Below are 17,149 nucleotides of genomic sequence, written 5' to 3' on the forward strand. Positions count from 1 at the left end.
CACCCCCGAGCCTTCGAAGAGCGCCGAGCCCACTCCGGACCCTTCAAAGAGCGCCGAGCCCACTCCGGAGCCTTCGAAGAGTGCTGAGCCGACCCCGGAGCCTTCGAAGACTGCCGAGCCGACTCCGGAGCCCTCCAAGGATGTGACTCCGGAGCCGACCCCGGAACCCTCCAAGGACGTGGCCCCCGAGCCGACCCCGGAACCCTCCAAGGACGTGACCCCGGAGCCTTCCAAGGATGTGACCCCCGAGCCGACCCCGGAGCCTTCCAAGGATGTGACCCCCGAGCCGACTCAGGATCCCGTCCCCGAGCCGGCCCCGGAACCCTCCAAGGATGCAGACCCGAACCCGGTTAAGGACCCCGCTCAGGAACCTAAGCAACAGCCGGTTGTCCCCGTGCCCAATCCGGACCCCACGAAGAACGTTTCCCAGGATCCGGTGGTTCCCGTTATCCCCGTGATTTCCGACGAACCCAGGGATAACACCCCGAACCAACCGGTGGCTCCTCCGGAGACAGAGCCCGTGGCGCCGGCGCCCTCGGTGGACCGTGAGGTTATTGCGCCGACCAGGCGTCAAGAGGACACCGTCATCTCCATCGAGGTGGCGCGCCCGAGCACTCCGTCGGCATCGAGCGAGTCCGCAAAGCCGACCCCGATTGGTGACACCGATGAGGATCCGTTGCCCGCCGGCTCCACCACGCTGGGACGCATCGCGGCGAACAATGGTTCGCAGGATTCCATCCCCGGTGCAGCCGATTGGGTGGCCGGTTACCTTTCGCGTAATAAGTCTGAGGATGACCGAACTGCAGAGGCCAGCCCCTCGAAGTCGCCCAGCTCGGCGGCAGCATCGAAGTCGCCCAGCTCCTCCGCGTCCGCTACCGCCAGCCGCTCCGCCAAGAGCGTGACCAAGGCCGACGGCGCGAACGCTTCGCAGGAGCAGGCCGTGAAGAATGCCGACGCGGACGATTCGGGCCTGTCCGGCATCGCGCCGCTGATTCTCTTCTCGCTCATCGGCATCGTGCTGATTGCCCTGGCAATCCGCTACTTCAGCCAGGGAAGCTAAGACTCCCGAACGGGTAGAGAGCGGGCCGTCATTCTCCCTAGTGAGAAAAGCGGCCGCGAGCTAACGCGTAGCGCAGAATACGCGATAATTAAGGGTGTGAATCCTCAAGCATCTAGTGAAACGCGGGACCATCCCACGCGCGAGACGCCTCTCGCGCAGCTGGGAGAGTCCCGCGTTCTGCGCGCCTTCATGCCCATTATCGAGGCGCATAACGAACGAGTGACCGACGCACTCCGCGCATCGGGGCGCACCGAAGCGCTCGAGGTGGGACCCGGAGACGACTGCGCTGTGCTGACCCCCTCGACCGAGCGGACCGTGGTCACCACCGATACCCTCGTGCAAAACCAAGATTTTATGGACCCCTGGCTCGGGGGCTTCGACGGAACCCGTAGTGGCGGGTACGAGGTCGGCCGCAAATCGGCCACGCAAAACCTGGCCGACGTCGCCGCCATGGGCGCGCGGCCCGTGAGCCTCTTCGCATCCCTGAGCCTGCCGGGTGAAACCCCCTACGGCTGGGTCGAGGACTTCGCCCGGGGACTCGTGGACGGCGTGCGCGCCTGCGGAGCCGAAGACTGCACGATCGCCGGGGGCGACATGGGTGCCTCCGGCGAGATTTCGGTAACCGTCACCGCCCTGGGCCGCACCGACCGGCCCGTGCTGCGCTCCGACGCGCAGGCGGGTGATACGCTTGCGCTGGCCGGGCGTACCGGCTGGGCCGACGCCGGGTTGCGGCTGCTCCTCAACCCGCTATCCCGCCCCGCCATGGTGCTGCTGAAGGGCATCGCGAACGGCGGGCTGTCCCACGATCCGCTCCCCGAAATTCCCCTGTCCGAGGGGCTTTTGGACCTCATCGGAACCCTGAATAGCGCCGAAGCGGCCGAAATGCTCGAGGCCTGCGAACGTGCCATTGATGCGCAGATGCGCCCGGTCAGCCCGGTGCCCCTGGGCGAGGCGGCGCGCGATGCGGGTGCGAACGCCATGCTGGACGTTTCCGACGGGCTCGTCAAAGATTCGGGCCGGATCGCCCGCGCATCCGGCGTGCAGATCCACCTGGACGAGGACGCCGTGGATGCGCTTGCCGCGCCCCTGTTGCCCGTGGCCCGTCTGCTACTGACCATCGTCGAACACAATGAGGGGGCCGACAGCCCCGCCTCCCTGGCCAGGGCCTTCGTGCTCGGCGGGGGAGAGGACCACGGCTTGCTGGCGACCTTCCCCGGGGAGGTGCCCGAGGGCTTTACGACCCTGGGCTCGTGCCACGTGGACCGCGCGGGCCGAGCCCACAGTGCAGATCCTCTGGCCGGTGGGCACTACGGTGCGGGGCATCGCGGGTCGCTCGCGGCCGGTGCCGTGCTCATGAACGGCGCGCCCCTGAGCGAGCTGGGCTGGGAACACTACGGCGCCTAGCGTGAGCCGGGACCTGCGGGTTCTTAGACTCTTGGGTTTCGCGGAAAATACCGTACATTTAATCGAAAATTCTATTAGAATAGAAATACGAAGCAGGGGTGGGGTAAGGGCGCGAAGACTGCGCCCACCCGCCGACCTGCGAATTACCGCAATTAGCCGTGGTGCGGGCCAGCCCTGGCGCGCGTGGGCTCGCGGAAACACCAGAAACCGGAACCGCAGGAGGGGAGCATGAGGACAGAACGTGAAGACTCGCGGGGCACCCGGCCCGCCGGAACCCGCGGTGATGCCCGTCCCGGGGGTCTTTCTGAGGGGTCGAATAGCGCTTCTGCGCCGACCGGCCCCGAGCGCAATGATTCACTGCGCGAGGCCCGCGAGGTGTACCGCCGGGCCTGCATGCGAGCCTATCGATTCGGCATCGCCTGGTCCGCGAGCGCCCGCGCGGTGGTGGACCACTACCGCGAACCCCTCAACGAGCTCAACGGCTTTCCCGTGCCCGACCACGACACCGGGTCGAACCTGGCCCACACCCTGCGCACGCTCACCGAGGAATTCGACCGGGGCATGGAGGAACTCCTCTTCGAGGACCCCGCTGACCGCGAGGACGTGCCCGGACTGGCCCACCTGTGGGTGCGTCTGGGTGGAATCTACGAGCGCGCCATCGTGAGCGCCTCGCGGATGGCCCGCGGCAACTCCGGAACGCTGCTCTGCGCCTGGGGCTTGGAAGCCGTGCGCAGCTACTGGGGCCTGCCCGGCAACCTTGCCCAGGAGCTGGGTCCGGAGGCTGAGAAACTGCCCCTGCTGAGCGCCCTCGCCCGAGATGAGGAGCGGGTGCGCGCGGCTCACGCGGCCGCTTCGGGGGACGGAGACCTCGAGGCGCCCCGCGGTTTTGACTACGCGGTGGCCGAGGCCCGCGCCATGGCCTGCGCCGCCGAGCGCGTGCGTGCAAGCGTGGGGGAGCAGATGGTGCCCTCCACGATGCTTTCCGTCATGGTGGAGCTGGCCAACCTGGGCTTGTACTACCCCGAGGAGGAGGACACCCCCGAGAAACCCGCGCACGGCGCTGAAGAGCCCGAAGCTGGCGAGCCCGGAGCTAGCGGGGCGGATGGTGCCAAGGCGGAGGACGTTGACGGGGCGGAAACCCCTCTGAACCGCGCCCGCCGCGCCGCCATGCTGAGGGCCCTGGAACGCACCGCCAAGCATCCGCCCGCACCGCACCTGGCCGGAAGTGTGGACGCCGGTGCCCTCGGCTTTTACCTGGCCGTCGTGCACGCCAACCCGCGGTGGGAGGGCGCAACCCTGAGCGAGGAGGAAGTTCGGAGCATGCTGACCCCCGCCTCCACGGCACCCGCACAGGTCGTCCCCGAAACGGACGCGAAGACTCCCGCAGAGGAGGGGGAGAGCGGCTGGGAGCTCATGGGTACCCTGCGCTGCGAACCCCTCGCGATGGCTCAGCTACGCCTCGAGCTGGAGGGCATGGGCGATAGCCTGCTCATCACCCCGCTGGATATGGCCGCAGGCCTCTGGGCCGTGCACGTGCACGTTCCCGAGGTGGAGCCGGCCCGCCGACTCGTGACCTCCTACGGGGAGTGGTCGGACGAGCGCATCTCCTCGCTCGCGGACGGGCACCACGCGGAGGGCTGCGGATGAGCCCGCGCCGCACCCCAAAGCACAGCCCCGAACAGGAGGCCCTGGACCTGGGCCTTTTCGGGGCTGAGCCTGTCGCGCCCACCGAACCCGCCAATCCTGTTGTACCCGCCGAGAAGGCTGAACCCGCTGCGCTCGTCGAACCTCACAAGAGGGAACGCGGGGTGCCCCTCCTCAGCGACGAACAGCTGCGCACCACGGCCGAGCTGACCGTCCGCGACCTTGCCGCCTTTGCTCGTGGCGAGGCGAGCCGCGAGGAGCTGAGCGAACGGGCCGCACGTCGAACCAGCGCACCCTACCGTAAAGCGCTCAGGGCGCTCAAACATTCGCTGGGCCCCGCCGCGCACGCCATGACCGACGATGCGCTCTACGAGCTTGTGGATATCGCGCTGGCCGCCCGGCAGACGGCTCAGCCGGAAACGGCTCAACCGGAGACGGCTCAACCGGAGACGGCTCAACCGGAGGAGCCCACGCCGAAGAAGCCGGCACGGAAGGCACCCGCCCGAAAGAAACCGGTCCGGCAGACGGCTCAGCCGGAAACGGCTCAGCCGGAGGAGCCCACGCCGAAGAAGCCGGCCCGGCAGAAACCGGCGCAGAAAGCCTCCGCGAAGAAGGCCCCGGCTGAACGGAAGGCCCCGGCTGAGAAATCGACCTCCGCATCAGTTGCCGCGGAGGCCAAAAGTCGTGCCCTGGCGCGCTACGCCGCCGAGGACAGCCTCGAGAATACGCCCCTCAAAAAGTACCTGCCCGCCCCCAGCGCCAAGGCCATCGCCACGCACCTGGGAATCACCACGGTCGGCCAGATGCTCGAACACTTCCCGCGCAAGTACCTGCCGCGCGGTGAGCTCAGCTCCTTCGCCGAACTCGTTGAGGGGCAGGACGTCACCATCATCGCGCGCGTGGTGCACGTGAGCACCCGCACCATGGCGGCCCGCCGCGGCAAAATCACCGAGGTGACCATCACCGACCGGCTCGCCGACTCCTCCGCGCACGAGGAGAGCGGCTTCGGCGGCATCGGGCCCGTGTCCGTGACCCCCGGCCGCGCCAACGCCTCCGCCCCGGGCACCTCCTCCCGGGGGGCATCCGGGCTGGGTCTGCGCTGGCAGGCAACCGGCCAGCACAACCCGCGCATCGACTCCCTCGCCGCGCCCGCATCCTACACGGGCTACGCCGACTCCTACGGGCAGGACGACTTTACCCAGAACCGTCCCGAGCAGGGCGGCCTCTTTGGCGTGCCCGCACCCGCGCCGCTCATCGGCGCGCAGATGAAGCTTTCCTTCTTCAACGCCTGGACCGCCGCCCGCGAAATTCGCGAGGGCGAAACCATGATGTTCTCCGGTAAGGTCGGCATCTACCGCGGCGAGTACACGCTCACCAACCCGCACTACGCCCTGCTCTCGAAGGACGCCTCCGGCTCCGAGATGAACGAGGCCGCCACCGCCCCCGTGCCCGTCTACCGGGCCCCCGCCAAGCTACCCACCGACCGCATCGCCGGGTACATGGAGCAGCTGCTGGAGAAGGTCCCGCTCAAGGAGCTCGAGGACCCGGTGCCCTACGCGATTCGTCGCGCCCGCAAGGTGCCCTCCCTTGCCTGGACCTACCGCGCCCTGCACACTCCCGACACCGAGGACACGTGGCGTGCCGCCCAGGCGCAGATGCGTTACCGTGAGGCCTTCGTGCTGCAGAGCGCCCTGGCGCGCCTGCACTCGGCCCGAGCAGCGCACCGCACGCAGGCCCGGCCGCCCATCAAGGACGGCCTGGCCGATCGCCTGCTCGAGGTGCTGCCCTACGAGCTGACCGAGGGACAGCGGAAGGTGGGGGAGGAAATCTCCGCCGACCTCGCGAGCGAATCGCCCATGAACCGCCTGCTGCAGGGTGACGTGGGCTCCGGCAAAACCGTGGTGGCACTGCGCGCCATGTTGCAGGTGGCCGATGCGGGCGGCCAGTCCGCGATGCTCGCACCGACCGAGGTGCTCGCCGAGCAGCACCTGCGTTCGGTGCTGGACATCCTGGGGGACATGGCCGCGCCCGAAGACTCTGACGCTGATGATTCAGCCGAGGGAAGCCCCGCGGGGAGCGGAGAGGAACCCGGCCGCGTGCGCGTGCGCCTGCTGACCGCCTCCATGGGCACCCGCGCCAAGCGCCAGGTGCTGAAGGAGCTCGCCGACGGCACCGCGCAGATTGTGATTGGTACGCACGCCCTGCTCTCCGACGACGTACGCTTCAACGACCTGGGCCTGGTCGTGGTGGACGAGCAGCACCGCTTCGGCGTGGAGCAGCGCGACGGCCTGCGCGGCCCCGACGGCGCTCTGCCGCACCGGCTGGTCATGACCGCGACGCCCATTCCGCGCACCGTCGCCATGACGGTGTTCGGCGACCTGGATGTGTCCGTGCTGGACACCCTGCCCGCCGGCCGCCAGAAGATTTCGACCCACGTGGTGCCCCTCGCGGAGAAGCCCGCCTGGGCCTCCCGCCTGTGGCGGCGCGCCCGAGAAGAAATCGACGCGGGGCACCAGGTGTACGTCGTCGTACCCAAAATCGGGGAGGACGGCGACGGCCTGGAGGAGGGTGCCGCGTTCTTCGGTGCCTCCGTCCCGACCGTTGCGGGAACCCCGGGCCTGGGCGGTCGGGCCAGCAGTGACGGCAAGGTGCAGCTGACCTCCGTGGCCTCCATGCACGCCTACCTGAGCGCCGAGGATTCCCTCGTCGGCGTACGCATCGGCACCCTGCACGGCCGCATGGATCCGGCGGAGAAGACTGCCGTCATGACCGCCTTCGAGCGCGGCGAGATTGACCTGCTCATCAGCACCACCGTCATCGAGGTGGGCGTGAACGTCCCGAACGCCACGCTCATGATCATCATGGACGCGGACCGCTTCGGCATCTCGGGCCTGCACCAGCTGCGCGGCCGTGTGGGCCGCGGCGGCTACGCGGGCACCTGCCTGCTGGTCACCCGCCAGGAGGAGGGCGGTGTCTCCCGCGAGCGTCTGGATGCGGTCGCCTCCACCACGGACGGCTTTGAGCTCTCACGCATCGACCTGGCCCAGCGCCGCGAGGGTGATATTCTGGGTGCTGCGCAGTCCGGCTCGAAGAGCACCCTGCGCTTTCTGCGGGCGCTCGCCGATGCCGACATTATCGAGAGGGCCCGAGAGGACGCCCGCTCGGTGGTTGAGAAGGACCCGACGCTGGCTAAGCACCCGTCGCTGGCCCGCACGATTGACCGTGCCCTGGACGCTGACCGCGAGGCCTTCCTCGGCAGGGGATAGGTGCTCGGGGAATGGGGAGCACACTCTGCCCACTGTTCGCTAAAACCGTGCCCGCCCAAACCGTAACTGCACCACACCGCCGTTACCTAGTTAGTCAACTACTTCAGAGGAGAGACCCTATGAGCCGCATTATTGCCGGTGCCGCCGGAGGCGTGCGCCTGGCCTCGGTGCCGGGGGACAACACACGCCCCACCACGGACCGGGTGAAAGAATCCCTCTTCTCCAAGCTGGAGAGCTACGACCTGCTGCGCGACGCCCGCGTACTGGATGCCTTTGGTGGCTCGGGTGCGCTCGGATGCGAGGCGCTTTCCCGCGGGGCGGCCTCCGTGACCCTGCTGGACACCTACCCGAAGGCGGTTGCGGTGATTCGTCGCAACGTCGAGGCGGTGCAGAAGGCGATGGGCGGCAAAGCTGCCGGTTCTGTGGCTCGCGTGCAGCAGTCTCAGGCGCTGAGCTACGTGCAGACCGCATCGGGCCCGTGGGACCTGGTGTTCGTTGACCCGCCCTACGCCATGCCGAACGAGCAGGTGCGCGAGCTCATGCGGGCGCTGACCCCCAAGCTCGCCCCGGGTGCCGTCGTGGTGGTGGAACGCTCCTCGCGCGATGCGGAACCCGAGTGGGGCGGCGAGCTGCACTGCTTCTCGACCCGCCAGCACGGCGAGACGGTGCTCTACTACGTTGAGCCCGAAGAGCCGGCCGGTGGGGAAGAACCCGCCGACGACTCTGCCGACGAAACCGCCCCTCACCACTTCGACACCGCGGAGGTTACCGCATGATTGCCCTGTGCCCCGGATCTTTTGACCCCGTGCACCACGGTCACCTGGAGATTATTGCCCGGGCCGCCGGGCTCTTCGATGAAGTCATCGTGGGCGTGGCCCATAACAGTGCCAAGAAGTACCGCTTCTCCCTCGAGGAGCGCGTGCGGCTCGTGGAGGAGTCCCTGCGCGAGCTCGGCATTGAGGGCGTGAGCGTGGAACCGATTCCGCCGGGCGTGTTGCTGGCCGAGTACGCGGCCGAGCGCGGCGCGAAGGTGCTGGTCAAGGGCCTGCGCTCGGCCACGGACTACAGCTATGAGGCTCCCATGGCGAGCATGAACCGTCACCTGGCCCGCGTGGAGACCGTGTTCCTGGCGGGTGAGGACCGCTACGGTGCGGTGTCCTCGACCATTATTCGCGAGGTGGCTTCGCTGGGTGGTGACGTGACCCCCTTCGTGCCGGAGGTGGTGGCCCGCGCCCTGAAGAGCGCCTAGTTAAGTCGGGTCTTGGGGCGTTAGAGGGCCCGCCCATCTGGCATACCCGCACCACCGACGGGGCGTTTAACCACCTCTGCACCGTCCCCGGCCGGCCGGTTAAGCGCCGCGCGGCGCCTCCTTAAGGGGGTATTTAAGAGGCGAGCGCCACTTAATTGGATTTAAAAGAGCCTTAATCTTGATTAACCGCGCGAACCACCCCTAAAATGGGACTTTGGTTTATACATTTCGTAAGGAGAAACGCCATTTCACGTGCAGACGCATCGCCGCTGGTGGTATCGGTTACTAACCTGATGCACCGTCCCGGCACCATGGAAACCCTCACCGAGGTCGTGCCCGCACCGGCCGACCTGGGTAACGCGCTTATCGGCGTGGAAGAGGGTTCGGATATTGACCTCGATATTCGTATGGAGTCTGTTGTTGATGGTATCCTAGTTACCGGCTCCGTCGTCGTGGATGTACACGGCGAGTGTAGCCTCTGCTTGGATCCGATTGATTACGAGATGTCGGCCAATATTCAAGAGCTTTTCGTCTTTGAGAAGGCCCCGGCTGGCGGCCCCGAAGACGAAGTAGATGAGCAGTACGCCGTTGAGGATGATTCGATCGACCTTGAACCGGCACTGCGGGACGCAGTAATCCTTCAACTGCCGTTCCAGCCTGTTTGTAGGGACACCTGCCAGGGTCTGTGCGCCGATTGCGGTGCGCGCCTGGAGGATGACCCCGGGCATCATCACGAGGTGTTGGATCCGCGCTGGTCGGCCCTGCAGGGCCTGCTCGGCGCAGATACCGAAAACTAAATTGTTGTTACTAGAGATTGTGAGATAGCTGTGGCTGTTCCCAAGCGCAAGATGTCCCGCGCTAACACCCGCGCACGCCGTTCCCAGTGGAAGGCATCCGTGCCCCAGCTGGTTAAGACCGTCGAGAACGGTCGCGTGACCTACAGCCTGCCCCACCAGGCAAAGGTTGTAACCGACGCTGCAGGCAACGCCCTGTTCCTGGAGTACAAGGGCCGTAAGGTTGCAGACGCCTAAGAAGCGGTGAATCCTTATGACTGAATTTCCTAGTGTTGATACTAGGGAGTTGCGTAAACGTCTCGGGGTCGATATCGACGCCGAGACGTTTTTGCTATCCCTAACCCACCGCTCCTACGCCTTCGAGAACCCCGGGGTGGAGCACAACGAGCGCCTGGAGTTCCTGGGCGACTCCGTGCTCTCCCTGGCCATCGCCGAGGAGGTGTACCGCCGCTACCCCGAGCTGCCCGAAGGTGAACTCGTGAAGCTACACCACGTAGTGGTGTCGACGGTGGCGTTGGCGAAGGTGGCACGCGATCTGGATCTGGGCAAGTACATCCTGCTCGGTAAGGGCGAGATCCACACCGGCGGTGCCGATAAGGACTCGATTCTTGCCGACACCATGGAGGCGATTTTCGGCCTGACCTACCTGGAGTGCGGTCGCGAGGCAGCCCGCGAGCTGGTTCTGCGCCTGATTGCGCCGCTGCTCGACGACGAGAAGGTGCTGAACTCCGGCCGCGACTGGAAGACCGACCTGCTGAACCTCGCCACCGCCCGCGGCTGGGGGGACGTCAGCTATGAAGTCACCGGTGAGGGTCCCGACCACGCGCGCGTGTACACCGCGGTCGCAATCGTGGCGAACCAGAAGACGGGCACCGGCGTGGGCCCGAGCAAGAAGGAAGCGGAACGCCTGGCCGCCGAGCAGGCCTACCGCATGCTGGTCTAGGCCCGCCGCGTCACCCGCAAATCGTTGAAGGGAGAGAGCCCGTGCCCGAACTACCCGAGGTGGAAACCGTTCGTGCGGGTATTGCCGAGCACTCGGTGGGCCGCCCCGTGCGGGCGGTGCGCGTGGTCGATGCCCGTTCGCTGCGCAGGCACCTGCCCGGCCCCGCCGGCTTCGAGGCGGCGCTCACCGGCAGAGCGTTGCGCGGTGCCTACCGGCGCGGCAAGTACCTGTGGCTGACCCTGAGCGAGCCGGACGGTGCGCTCGCCGACGAGGCGCTCGTGGTGCACCTGGGCATGAGCGGTCAGCTGCTCGTGCGTGACGAGCCGGGCGGTGATTTGGACAGCGAATCGGGTAGTGAGGCGGAGGCTCGCGCGGCATATGATGAGGTGCCGCGGCACCTGCGCGTGGCCCTGGAACTGGGGCCCGCTGGAGATTCCGGCAGTACGTCGGGCGCTGGGCAACGGTTGCTCTTCGTGGACCAGCGCATCTTCGGCGGTATGTTCCTCAGCCCGCTCGTGCCGGACGTCCCCGCGGCGGCGGGTAAAGCATCACTAGGTGAAGTATCCGAGCGTTTTCTCGTGCCGCAGGCGGTCAAGCACATTGCCCGCGACCCGCTGGATGAGTTCTTCGACCCCGCGGCGGTGCGCCGTAAGTTCCTGCGCACCTCCAGCGGCATTAAGAAGGTTCTGCTGGACCAGTCGGTGATCTCCGGGGTGGGCAATATCTACGCCGACGAGGCGCTGTGGCGTGCGCGGCTGCACTACGCGAAGCCCGCGCGCACCCTGAGCGCCGCGCAGACCCGCGACCTGCTGGCGGCGGTCACCCAGGTGCTCCGCGAGTCCCTGGCGGCCGGCGGTACGAGCTTCGACGCCCTGTACGTGAACGTGCTGGGCGAGTCGGGGTACTTCGAGCGCTCGCTGAACGCCTACGGGCGGGCGGGGGAGCCCTGCCACCGTTGCGCGGAGGCGGGCCGCACCTCCCTGATCGTGCGCGAACCCTTCCAGAACCGCTCCTCCTATCGTTGCCCGCACTGCCAGCGGGCGCCGCGCTCCCGCTAGGTAAAAGCGCGGGCTAGATAAAGGCTCCGTAAAGCATCACGCTAGATAGACGCTCCGGCGCAAAAATGACGGCGTAGCTACGTTCCTCCCGAAAACGGGGGATGTAGCTACGCCGTCATTCGTTTAAAGCTGGGCTGGGGAAGGGCTCGGGAGCCAGCCCGAAAAGAAGCAGCTTAGCGGCTGTACCTGTCTCCGTAGAAAGCCCCCAGGCGCTTGTAACCCTCCTCAATCGATACGGAGGGCTCCCACTGCAGCAGCTCGCGGGTGCGGCGCTGATCGAACCAGTGCGCCGTCGAGAGCTGCTCGGCGAGGAACTCCGTCATGGGCGGCTCATCACCGGCCGTCACGTTCTTGGGCAGGCGCTCCCACACGCGCTCGATCACGCGCCCGGCCAGAGCCGCAACCTTCGCCGGCACCGAGAAGCGCGGGGCGGGAACGCCGACCGCCTCGCAGAAACCGCCGAGTAGCTCGGCGATAGTGCGCGGCTGGCCGTTCGTGACCACCAGCGCCCGGCCCGCAAAGGCGTCGAGGCGCTGGTAGCCGCGCACCAGCGCATCCGCGGCGTTATCAATGTAGAGCGTGTCAATCAGGCCCGTACCACCAGAGAGCAGCGGCAGGCGACCGGCGGCGGAACGCTCCAGAATACGCTCCACCAGCTGGGTATCGCCCGGGCCCCACATCAGGTGCGGGCGCAGCGCGCCGGTATGCATGACCCCGCCCGAGGGCAGGGGCGTGCCGTTCGCATCCAGAACCAGCAGCTCGGCGGCCGCCTTGGAACGGGCGTAGTTGCCGCGTGCGTGCTCCGGGGACGCCACGCCGGCGCCGTCACCCACGATGGAAGATCCCGCGTGGGCCACCGAGGGCGAGGAAATGTACAGGAAGGTGCGCACCGAGTGGTTCACGGCGGCCTGCAACATGACGCGGGTTCCGCCAATATTGATGCGCTCGTAGTCGGCCCATTCGCCGCTGACCGAAACCTTCGCGGCGGCGTGCACCACGCCGTCCACGCCGGTCATGGCCTCGTCGACGACCTTTTCGTTCGTGATGTCGCCGCGCACCTGCTCAAAGCGGGGGCGAATCGAATCGGGTAGCAGGGCCGCGATGCCCGAGTCGCCGCGCTGCAGAACGCGCACATCGTAACCGACGCGCAGCAGTTCCAGCACGCTCTCACGACCCAGCAGGCCCGACGCGCCCGTGAAGAGGATGCGCTCGCCAATACGCGGCGCGAAGTCCGACTCCTCGACGGCGCGCAGGGAACGCGGCGCGGGGTCGCTGTAGCGGGCGGCCAGGGGGCGCGCCGGCTTACGGAAACGAGCCGTGGGGGAGGCCGCCGTGTGCGCGGTCGACAGGCGGGACGCAACCTCGCGAGAAGAGGACCCACGAGAAGAACGAGGGGACATCATGCTCCTTAGAAAGTAAAAACCCGGCGGATTTACGCCCCGGCGAGGACCTTAGCCGCCCACTCGCCCAGGGCGGGGCGGTCAATCTTCGAATTGTGGCGAATATCGGTCGGATGCTCGTGCACCACCAGCACGGCGGCCACCTCCACGCCGGTATCCTCGGCGACCTTTCGGCGCACCAGCTGGGAGAGCTCGAAGGGTGCCACGCCCTCCGCGATGGGGAAGCGGCCCACGCCGGGCACGCGGTCGAGCAGGGCGCGCTTGAACACGGAGGCCGACTGACGCGCCTCCAGGACGGCGGTGTTCGCGGAAGCTTCGACGACCAGCACGGGGGCGGCGGTTCCGGCGGGACCCACCGCAACCAGGGCGGCGCGGCGCACCTCCGGCAGCGACTCGGCGGACTGCTCGGCAGCCACCGGGGTCAGCACGCCCTGGGAGGTCAGCAGCACGTGCGCGAGGCGGCCCTCAACCCACAGGCGACCCGAAGCATCCAGGTGTCCGACATCACCGGTGTGATGCCAACCCGGAGTGCTAATGGACTGCTCCTCGGTCACCCACAGGGTGTCGTAGCGGTCCTTCACGTGCGGTGCCGACACCAGAATCTCGCCGGTCACGCCGGGCTCGTGGGTCATCTGCGAATCGACCGAACCGTCCTGCAGCAGCGGTGCAATAGCCACCGCCGCGCCGTACACCGCGAAACCAACGCACACGCCGTCGCGGGCGAACGGGTCGAGCACCTCACCGGCGGCGTTCGGGGTGCCCTCGGCAATCGCCTGGCGAATCATCTCGAAGGACACATCGGTCACCGGCAGGCCCTCTGTCATGCCGTAGGGGGTGTGCAGGGAGGCGTTCGGCACCAGGGCCGACAGCTCCTCTAGCAGGGGCACGGGGATCGGGGCGCCCGCGCTGAGCACCGTCTGAACCTTCGCCAGGGCCGCACGTTGCTCAGCGTCCAGCTCGTCGGCGGTCGCCACCACGTTCACCAGGGCGGCGGGGGAGGCGAACACGACCGAAGCATCGATGGCCGCCGCAGCCGAGGCCAGGGCAGAGGCCGTCAGGGTCTTCGGGCGGGTCACATCCATGGTCGGGGTCACGCTGGTAGCGCCCAGCGCCGGGCCCAGCAGCGCGAAGGGCGCGAAGCCGGCCACCAGGCCGCTACCGGGCGTAAAACCGTAGGTGTTCGCGATGGCGTCGCGCATACCCGCCAGCTGCCGCTGCGTGTACACCACGCCCTTGGCCGGGCCGGTCGAACCGGAGGTGTACAGCACCGCCGCATCGGCATCCGGCACGGGGGAGGGGAACTCCACCACGGTCGGGGTGGGGATGGGCTCGCCGAGTCGTCCCTCGGCGGAGGCAGCGAACACGGAACCGGATACGCCCAGCAGCTTCTCCTGCGCGGCACCCAGCGGCTCCACCGAGATGCGCTTGCCCGGCCAGAGCAGGGTGCGGGCGGCGGTCAGCGCGGCGGGAATACCGATCAGGAAGCTCGGGTTGGCGCCCTTCAGCGCGCGGGTCAGGCCCGCCAAGCCCAGGCCGGTATCGGCCACGACGATGACCGCGCCGAGCTTCAGGCAGGCGTAGATCAGGGTGGTCAGGCGTGCACCGGGCGGCACCATGAGGTTCACGCGGTCACCCGGACGCACACCCAGGGCGTGAAGGCGGGCCGCGGCGGCGTTGACCTGGCGGTTCAGCTCGGCCCAGGTGAGGGTCACGCTCACGGTGGTGCCATCGCCCTTGGGGTCCATGTCCACCACGGCCACGGAGGTGTCGTCGGCGTGCTCGGTGAGGGCCGCGAGCATGGGGCGGAACGCCTCGGGAACAGCGCCCTCAGCAACGGTACCCTCGCCGGCGGCTCCCGCCGAGGTTTCGGCGTCCAGGCCGTGGCGGCGCGCGCGGGCGGCGCGGTGCTCGGCCTCAGCGTTGCGTGCCGGAACCAGGGAACCGTCCTCGCCGCGGGTTCCAAAGGTCTGCGCGAGCCAGGACATGATCGGCGCGGCGATATCGTAATCCTCGGCCACCAGGTGCGAAGCCTTCTCGTAGCGGTGCACCTTCGCCTGCGGCATGCGTTCCATCAGGTCGAAGAGGTAGCGGCGCTGGAACACCGGATCCTTCGTGCCCCACTGGAAGAACGCGGGTACGTCCAGGTCACGAATCTGCTCGGCAATACGCTGCATGGGCGCGTACGAGGGCACGTCGGTGCCGGTCGGAATATCGCCCACGAAGTTGCGCACGCCCTCGCGCCAGACCGGGTGGGCGTAGGGGGCGCGGTAGGTGCGGTAAATCGCCTCGTTCAGAGGGCTCGGGTACAGGCGCTTAGGCTGCTTGCCCACCGGCTGCGGCAGGGCACCATCAAGCGCCCCGGCACCGGCAGAACCCGGCGCAGGCAGGCGACCCTCATTCTGAGCCAAACCCAAGGTCACATCAATAAATGCGGTCGAATCGTGAGTACCCCACTCGTGCACTCCCAACGCCAGGCGCAGGGCGGCAGGGATATTCTCAATGCCGTCATGGTAGACCGCGGTGTTCGTCAGCATCACGCCCGAAAGAATCTCGCGATGCTCCAGCGCCCAACCGAAGGACACCAGCCCACCCCAGTCGTGAGCGAGGGTCACGACCGGCTTATCGGTCTCATCCAGACCGAGTGCCTTCGTGAAATCACCCAGGTCAGCAATACGGTCGGTCAGGGAGCGGCGCTCACCCTCCAAATCCAGGTGGGTGCGCTCCGAATAACCCATATCAATCTGATCAACCGCAACCACACGCCACGGGGCGCGCTCATTCACGCCCGCATCCAGCACGGTACGCCACAGGTACGACCAGGTCGGGTTACCGTGCACGCACAGGATCGTGCCAATCGGCTCCAAACCCTGCTCGACCAGCACCGGAAGGTTATCCAGGTAGTGCCAGCGGCGCGCGCCAGCCTGCTGCGCCCGCTGCTCAATGGGGGCGGTGGTGGGCACCTCCAGAAGGTGGGAGTAGCGCGGGTTCACGCCCGCCCATTCCTCCGGGTTATACGGGGGCTGAGCCTTAGGGAAGTTCAAATGGCGCATGCTGGGAATCCTTCCGGATCGAATCGGTGAATGTCTACCGCAAAAGCTAACGGGTTACCACTGAATCTCAAGCAGGGCAGTGTTCAGGCCAGAACCCACACCCATGCACAGAATACGGTCGCCCTTCGTGTAGGTCGGCGCGCACTCGGCGAGAGTCATCGGCAGAGCCGCCGCAGCCACATTGCCCCACTTCGGGAAGGTCAAGGGGATGCGCTCACGCTCAATACCGACCGCCTCAATAATGGCGTTCGTGTGGGCGTTAGAAATCTGATGGGTCACGTAGGAGGTCATATCGTTCCACTCCCAGCCGTCCTGATGCGCCTGCTCCCACGCCTGCGCCACCAGCTCCAGACCGTGCTTGAGTAGGCCCTCAGCGTCAGTGTTCATGCCCTGATCTGCCTCGCCACCGATGCACAGGTTACGGTGCTCAGTGCCCGCGCGGGACACCGAACCGACGATGCGGTGACCCTCCGGGTGGCGGTCAGCGCGACCAATCACAGCCGCCGCCGCACCCGAGCCGAGGGTCAGGGTCGCGAACTGAGCCAGCACATCCTCGCGGGTCGAATCGGGGTTGTTCAGGATGCGCACCGCGGTACGGTGCCACGGGGAGGGGTCCTCGCCAGCGACAATCAGAGCGTAGTCGATAGCACCCGCATCAATCATGGTGGAGGCGACAGTCATTGCGTTCACAAAGCCCAGGCAGGCGTTCGTAATATCGAAGTTCAGGGCGTGACGCGGTAGTTCCAGGCGGTCGTGCACACCCACCGAAACGGCGGGCTCAAAGTTATCGCGAGTCACCGAAGCGTTAATCAGCAGGCCAATCTGGGAACGGTCAATACCCGCCTGTTCGATAGCCTTCTCGGCTGCGGCAACAACGCCGTCCTCGAAGGTCTGACCCTCAGCCCAACCGCGGCGAGTGCTAATACCGGCTAGACGCTCCAGCAGGCCCTTCGGCATGCGCAGACGCTTATAGGTTTGGGCCAGCTGCTCATCGAAGTAGTCGCTCGTGACGACCTCCGGAGGCAGCTCATGGGTAATAGACAGCAGAGCTGCGTTAGCGTGGCGAATGTCAGAGTTCGTGCCGACCTTATCGGCGGATGCATTCATCAATGGTGTGGCCCTTGAAAATAGAAGTCAGTGGGATACATAGAAAAACGCGGGGATGCGAACAGCGGCCCCGCAGAATTCGTGATGCTCATTCCAATCTACCGCACCGACCGGGCGAACCCGTATCCGTAGACCCAATATGAACGCGCCCGTTCACCCCGCGCGTAAGATGAT

Annotated in this window: 12 protein-coding genes and 1 pseudogene; 10 read left to right on the forward strand and 3 right to left on the reverse strand. The window is 67.0% G+C overall.

What is annotated here, in order from left to right; all coding sequences use genetic code 11:
* The 10 genes and pseudogenes from HMPREF2874_RS03640 to mutM form a co-directional block, all read left to right on the forward strand.
* A pseudogene (locus HMPREF2874_RS03640) lies at positions 1-1,060 on the forward strand (hypothetical protein); the annotation flags it as partial.
* A 219-nt stretch (positions 1,061-1,279) separates the two neighbouring features.
* Positions 1,280-2,464 carry a thiamine-phosphate kinase gene (locus HMPREF2874_RS03645; RefSeq protein ID WP_246823768.1) on the forward strand — a complete coding sequence of 395 codons (1,185 nt, stop codon included), beginning with the start codon at positions 1,280-1,282 and terminating at the stop codon, positions 2,462-2,464.
* Between the two features lie 228 nt (positions 2,465-2,692).
* Positions 2,693-4,111 (forward strand): DAK2 domain-containing protein, encoded by a 1,419-nt coding sequence (locus HMPREF2874_RS03650; RefSeq protein ID WP_141754213.1) that lies wholly within the window; start codon positions 2,693-2,695, stop codon positions 4,109-4,111.
* The gene (locus HMPREF2874_RS03655) at positions 4,108-7,374 is read left to right on the forward strand and encodes an ATP-dependent DNA helicase RecG (protein ID WP_083309832.1); all 3,267 of its coding nucleotides are present in this window, start codon (positions 4,108-4,110) and stop codon (positions 7,372-7,374) included. The genes HMPREF2874_RS03650 and HMPREF2874_RS03655 overlap by 4 nt, the downstream gene beginning before the upstream one ends.
* A gap of 119 nt (positions 7,375-7,493) precedes the next feature.
* Positions 7,494-8,150, forward strand: a complete 657-nt coding sequence (rsmD, locus tag HMPREF2874_RS03660) for a 16S rRNA (guanine(966)-N(2))-methyltransferase RsmD (protein WP_070648986.1) — start codon at positions 7,494-7,496, stop codon at positions 8,148-8,150.
* Positions 8,147-8,623, forward strand: a complete 477-nt coding sequence (gene coaD / locus HMPREF2874_RS03665; protein ID WP_070648987.1) for a pantetheine-phosphate adenylyltransferase — start codon at positions 8,147-8,149, stop codon at positions 8,621-8,623. The genes rsmD and coaD overlap by 4 nt, the downstream gene beginning before the upstream one ends.
* Before the next feature lie 206 nt (positions 8,624-8,829).
* Positions 8,830-9,420 carry a YceD family protein gene (locus HMPREF2874_RS03670; RefSeq protein ID WP_080974899.1) on the forward strand — a complete coding sequence of 197 codons (591 nt, stop codon included), beginning with the start codon at positions 8,830-8,832 and terminating at the stop codon, positions 9,418-9,420.
* A 30-nt stretch (positions 9,421-9,450) separates the two neighbouring features.
* Positions 9,451-9,654, forward strand: coding sequence for a 50S ribosomal protein L32 (gene rpmF, locus HMPREF2874_RS03675; protein WP_005505656.1), 204 nt, complete (start codon positions 9,451-9,453; stop codon positions 9,652-9,654).
* Positions 9,655-9,670: 16 nt separating this feature from the next.
* Positions 9,671-10,360, forward strand: a complete 690-nt coding sequence (gene rnc / locus HMPREF2874_RS03680; protein ID WP_070648988.1) for a ribonuclease III — start codon at positions 9,671-9,673, stop codon at positions 10,358-10,360.
* A gap of 41 nt (positions 10,361-10,401) precedes the next feature.
* A complete protein-coding gene (gene mutM, locus HMPREF2874_RS03685; RefSeq protein WP_070648989.1) occupies positions 10,402-11,418 on the forward strand; it encodes a bifunctional DNA-formamidopyrimidine glycosylase/DNA-(apurinic or apyrimidinic site) lyase in 1,017 nt (338 codons plus the stop codon).
* 173 nt (positions 11,419-11,591) lie between these two features.
* Here mutM and HMPREF2874_RS03690 read toward each other — a convergent pair whose 3' ends face one another.
* From HMPREF2874_RS03690 to HMPREF2874_RS03700, 3 genes are read right to left on the reverse strand one after another with little or no spacing between them, the layout of a single operon-like run.
* Entirely contained in the window at positions 11,592-12,818 is a 1,227-nt protein-coding gene (locus tag HMPREF2874_RS03690; protein ID WP_070648990.1) for an NAD-dependent epimerase/dehydratase family protein, read from the reverse strand.
* Positions 12,819-12,850: 32 nt separating this feature from the next.
* Positions 12,851-15,868 (reverse strand): alpha/beta fold hydrolase, encoded by a 3,018-nt coding sequence (locus tag HMPREF2874_RS03695; protein ID WP_070648991.1) that lies wholly within the window; start codon positions 15,866-15,868, stop codon positions 12,851-12,853.
* Between the two features lie 54 nt (positions 15,869-15,922).
* On the reverse strand, positions 15,923-16,975 hold the full coding sequence (locus tag HMPREF2874_RS03700; RefSeq protein WP_049363034.1) for a 3-oxoacyl-ACP synthase III: 1,053 nt from the start codon (positions 16,973-16,975) through the stop codon (positions 15,923-15,925).
* Positions 16,976-17,149 lie beyond the last annotated feature (174 nt).

This window comes from Rothia sp. HMSC068F09 (genome assembly GCF_001812775.1).
In the GTDB taxonomy this organism is placed as follows: domain Bacteria; phylum Actinomycetota; class Actinomycetes; order Actinomycetales; family Micrococcaceae; genus Rothia; species Rothia mucilaginosa_A.